We start from the raw sequence: 4237 nt of genomic DNA on the forward strand, positions 1-4237 counted from the left end.
GCACGCCGGCTGGGGTCATCATCCGGGTCCTGTCCAAGATCCTCGCGTTGACCACTGTGATCTGGCACAACGACAAGACTGGCCAGCCGATCAAACGATCACTGACCGCCTACGATCACTAAGCGTGACCAGACCCCTTGGACTCATTCATCTAGCCAGCGGCCGAGCTTGACGGTGATCGTGTCGTTGGTGAGATTGAGCGAGCAGCCGCTGCACGGCAGCACCGACTGCCAGGCGCCCTTCGCGTAATAGTAGCGGTTGATCGTGCTCGGGTCCTCGCCCGACGGCAGCTGTGGCGGGTCGAAGTGCAGCGTCATCGTGTAGTCCGCACTGAACTGATGCACCGGCTCGCCCGCGCTGTCATCTGCGTTGAGCGTGAACGTCTGCCCGAGGAACTGGAGATCGCCCGGGGAGTGGTCGGTCGCAGAGGGGCTGACGAACTGGACTGTCGTCGCGGAGGAGACGGCACGGGTGGGGAAGTCGAGTGAGCTGAGCCGTCGCCACCGACACGAGGTGCCGCGGATCCGAGTAGCGGTAGATGTGGTACCGGTCGATCGAGGTGCCGTCGGCCGGAGCCGCCCAGCTGAGGTGGTTCATCCGCAGCGTCACGAATTGGCTGATCGGACTTGTGTCGTGGGCGGTCTTGTCGCTGGTGAGGACGTGTGGGTTGCTGGTGCGCGGCCAGGTTGCGCGGCGGTCGCGGAGCCAACGGCGTAGTACTCGATAGCTGAGGTCGCGGAGTCGCTGGCGACGACCGGCCAGCGTGATCCGCCGGTTAACCAGGTCAAGGTCGTCGAGCGTCAGCTCTCGGATGGCACCAGTGCGAGCGTTCTCGGCGGCCAGGGCGATGACGACTCGTCCGGCGAGGTCGTCGGACAGTTGCTCGATGGCCCGAATCTCCTCATCAGCCATGGGGAGCAGGGCGAAGTGGGATCATCTGCACCGAGGATCTGTCAGCCGAGGAGTTCTCCGCCGAGTTGGAGGGGCATCCCGAAGTCACCGTCATCGCGCTGACCCGCCGGCCGACTTCGTCCGGCTCGTACGGCGACATGCTGCGGGTGGCGCTGGACTCGGGCGGCCCGATCGCGATCTGGCGGCGGGACACCTGCCCCGAACACGACGCCGGCGACGTCCGGGAGGAGACGTGCTCCGGGCGGCGGTTCCGGACCGCGTTCGCCGACAAGCTCCAACAGACGCCCATCCATGATCTGCCCGAGACGATCCGGCTCCTGCGCAACCGGGCGGTCGCGCAGCATCGCGTCCCCGCCGACCTTGACTGCCGCGGCACCGTCCTGCTCTGGGACGACCCCGAGCAGTCCGCCCAGCTCCTGGCGCCTGTGGTGGAGCCCCGCTACGACGATTCGAGAGGGCCCTAGGGAATGACGATCTTCAGAGGTGACGGGATTCCGCACGACTGGGGGATCCCTCCGGCGCCGCCTTGGCGACAGTTCGGTGGCGGCCCGCTGATAACCCCGGTCTTCGACCAGGAAGCGGACGGCCGGCCCACCGACCTGGAGCGGGCGCTCACCTACCGCTCGGACGCCCGCGAGGCCGAACTCGTCAACATCGCGATCCTGGCTGCGCCGTCCGCTGCTGCTCACCGGCCGGCCCGGCACCGGCAAGTCGACTCTGGCCTACACGATCGCGCACGAGCTGGGGCTCGGTCCCGTGCTGCGCTGGCCGATCACCAGCCGCACGACATTGCAGGACGGGCTGTACCGATACGACGCCATCGCCCGGCTCCAGGACGCCAACCTCGCCAAGCACCAGCAGCGACCGGTCGCCGACATAGGCAAGTACGTGCAGCTCGGACCGTTGGGCACCGCCCTACTGCCGACCGAACGGCCCCAGGTGCTGCTCATCGACGAGGTCGACAAAAGCGATGTCGACCTGCCCAACGACCTGCTCAACGTGCTGGAGGAAGGGGAATACCTCATCCCCGAGCTCGTGCGCATCGCCGACAGCCACGAAAGCGTGCAGGTCGGCCTGGAACGCGCCGCCGCTCCGGCGCCCATCAGGCGCGGTACGGTGCGCTGCCACGCCTTCCCCATCGTGGTGATGACCAGCAACGGGGAGCGGGAGTTCCCGCCCGCGTTCCTGCGCCGATGCCTCCGGCTCGACATCGTCGAGCCGGACAGCCGCCGTCTGGAAGCCATCGTCAGCGCCCACCTGGGCGAGGAGGCGCTGGCCGCCAGCGCCGACATCCTCCAGCAGTTCCTGCAGCGGCGAAGCACCGGCGAACTCGCCACCGACCAGCTGCTCAACGCCATCTTCCTGACCATGCATCCGGACCAGACCGGCGTCGCGGATCGGCGGGAGCTCGCCGAACTGGTGCTCAAACACCTGAGCGCGACGTACTGACCCCCATGTCAGTCATCTCGGTGATCGGTGCACTGCACCGCGCGAACCTCACGGCCGACGGCCCGCGAACTGGCCGAGGCCATTTGGCTCGCGCGGTACGCCCCTGTCCCCGCCCCCGGGACCGACGCGGAGGCACAGGTCCGGCCGCCGGACCAGGACCTCGACGGGGAAGCTGACGGAAACGAGTTCTCGGCCGCGCGGGCGCCGGGGAGGTCGCTCGGCGTGCCGGGTTCCTCGCCGGCCGGATCCGGGATGACCGGGCATCCCGTCCGGCTCCCGGAGGCACCCGGACTGACCGGCGGCCGGGACCTGCAGTACGCGCTCCGCCCGCTACGCCGCCGGATCCCTTCCCACCGGCACCTGACCTTCGACGAGAACGCCACCGTAACCTTCATCGCCAGCACCGGACTCTGGCTGCCCGTCCAGCGCCCCGCCCCCGAACGGTGGTTCGAGGTGGCGCTGATCGTCGACACCTCACCCTCGATGGCCCTGTGGCGGGTGGCGGCGGCCGAGCTGCACACCCTGCTCAGCGGGACCGGCGCCGTCCGGGACGTGCGCACCTGGCACCTGGACCCGGGAAAGGGCACCATCTCGGCTGTGCCGTCCGGGCCGGCGCGTGATCCGAGGGAACTCGTGGACGGGTCCGGGCGGCGGCTGTTTCTGGTGCTCACCGACGGTGGCGCGCAGGCCTGGCACGAGGGCACCGCCCTTGAGACGCTTACCGACTGGGCGCACCGATGCCCGACCGCGGTCCTGCAGACGCTCCCTGAGCAGATGTGGGCGCGCACCGGGCTGCCGGTGCTCGGCGCCCGGCTGCATGCCAGCACGGCCGGCCTGCCCAATAGGCGGCTGCGCACCACCTTTACCCGCCGCCGGCCGCACCGGGCACCGGGCATTCCCATCCCCGTGCTCGGCGTCGAACCCACCGCCCTCGGCGCCTGGGCCCGGCTGCTGGCGGGGACCGCCGCCGGAGTGCCCCTGGCGATCACGATCGATCGCGGTCCGTCAGCAGGGCAGGCGCCGGCGGCGCCGGCGGGGATCGATGAACTGGGCCGCTTCCGGGCCAGCGCCTCTCCGGAGGCGTACCAGCTCGCCGTGTGCCTGTCGGCCGTGCCGCTCACGCTGCCGATCATGCGGCTGGTACGGCACGCCGCGGTACCGGCGTCGAGGACCTCGGCCCTGGCCGAGGTGCTGCTGGGCGGGCTGCTGGTCAGGACGGGGCCGGACTCCTACGAGTTCCTTCCCGGCCTCCGTGAGAGCCTGCGCAACGAGCTACGGCGTTCGGAGGAGGCCGCTGTGCGTGCGGCCGTGTCCGGCTACCTCGCGGACACGGCGGGGACGCAAGGGCAGACCTTCGCCGGAATCATCGACGCGGGCGATGAGGCCGCCGCGGTCGCCGGGGAAGAGCTCGCTCCGGTGCCCGCCGACCTGGCCGCTCGCCTCGGTCTTCCGGACGGCACCGACACCTTGACGGCAGACATCGGCCGCCCGGCAGCGGGGGATACCCAGACGGGGAAGCCGGATACCGCACGGGCGCGGAGCAGAGCCAGTCGCAGAACTAGGGAATGGACGGCTTTCGCGCAACGGCTACCCACGACCGCCGGCACGTCGCGCCGAGCGCCATCGTTCCCGCCCTGTGGGCACCGCTCCCTGACCCGGAACGCCTCCCGTGGGCCGCTCAGGAAATACAGTTCACCGCTGAGGATTTCGGGCCTCGGTACCGTCAGGAGGGTTTCTACGGGCTCATGAAGACCGCGTCGATGCGCACACATTACCGAAGAGCCGTCGACGCGCTCGCCAGCCGGATCATCGAGGTGGCCGAACAGGATCCTGCTCCCCCCGCCAGCGAACCGGTCGACTACGGAGAGCTGAGAAG

General features: G+C 69.7%; 4 protein-coding genes and 2 pseudogenes. 4 read left to right on the forward strand and 2 right to left on the reverse strand.

The window, feature by feature from the left end:
* Positions 1–122, forward strand: a pseudogene (locus Acor_RS45280) (IS982 family transposase); the annotation flags it as partial.
* 21 nt (positions 123–143) lie between these two features.
* Here Acor_RS45280 and Acor_RS41770 read toward each other — a convergent pair.
* Both Acor_RS41770 and Acor_RS41775 read right to left on the reverse strand, forming a co-directional pair.
* The gene (locus Acor_RS41770; RefSeq protein WP_155342291.1) at positions 144–344 is read right to left on the reverse strand and encodes a hypothetical protein; all 201 of its coding nucleotides are present in this window, start codon (positions 342–344) and stop codon (positions 144–146) included.
* A gap of 16 nt (positions 345–360) precedes the next feature.
* Positions 361–912 carry a hypothetical protein gene (locus tag Acor_RS41775; RefSeq protein ID WP_155342292.1) on the reverse strand — a complete coding sequence of 184 codons (552 nt, stop codon included), beginning with the start codon at positions 910–912 and terminating at the stop codon, positions 361–363.
* Between the two features lie 17 nt (positions 913–929).
* Here Acor_RS41775 and Acor_RS41780 point away from each other — a divergent pair.
* From Acor_RS41780 to Acor_RS41790, 3 genes and pseudogenes are all read left to right on the forward strand, one after another.
* Positions 930–1376: pseudogene (locus Acor_RS41780) on the forward strand (VMAP-C domain-containing protein); the annotation flags it as partial.
* Positions 1377–1641: 265 nt separating this feature from the next.
* Positions 1642–2361 carry a MoxR family ATPase gene (locus Acor_RS41785; protein ID WP_246239846.1) on the forward strand — a complete coding sequence of 240 codons (720 nt, stop codon included), beginning with the start codon at positions 1642–1644 and terminating at the stop codon, positions 2359–2361.
* 27 nt (positions 2362–2388) lie between these two features.
* Entirely contained in the window at positions 2389–4110 is a 1722-nt protein-coding gene (locus tag Acor_RS41790) for an SAV_2336 N-terminal domain-related protein (RefSeq protein ID WP_155342294.1), read from the forward strand.
* The last annotated feature ends 127 nt before the right edge of the window (positions 4111–4237 follow it).

The sequence above is a fragment of the Acrocarpospora corrugata genome (assembly GCF_009687845.1).
GTDB classification, from domain to species: domain Bacteria; phylum Actinomycetota; class Actinomycetes; order Streptosporangiales; family Streptosporangiaceae; genus Acrocarpospora; species Acrocarpospora corrugata.

What these genes read in the sequence shown, in the direction of transcription:
- Acor_RS41775 (WP_155342292.1), bottom strand. Translation starts at nt 912, where the DNA reads ATGGCTGATGAGGAGATTCGGGCCATCGAGCAACTGTCCGACGACCTC.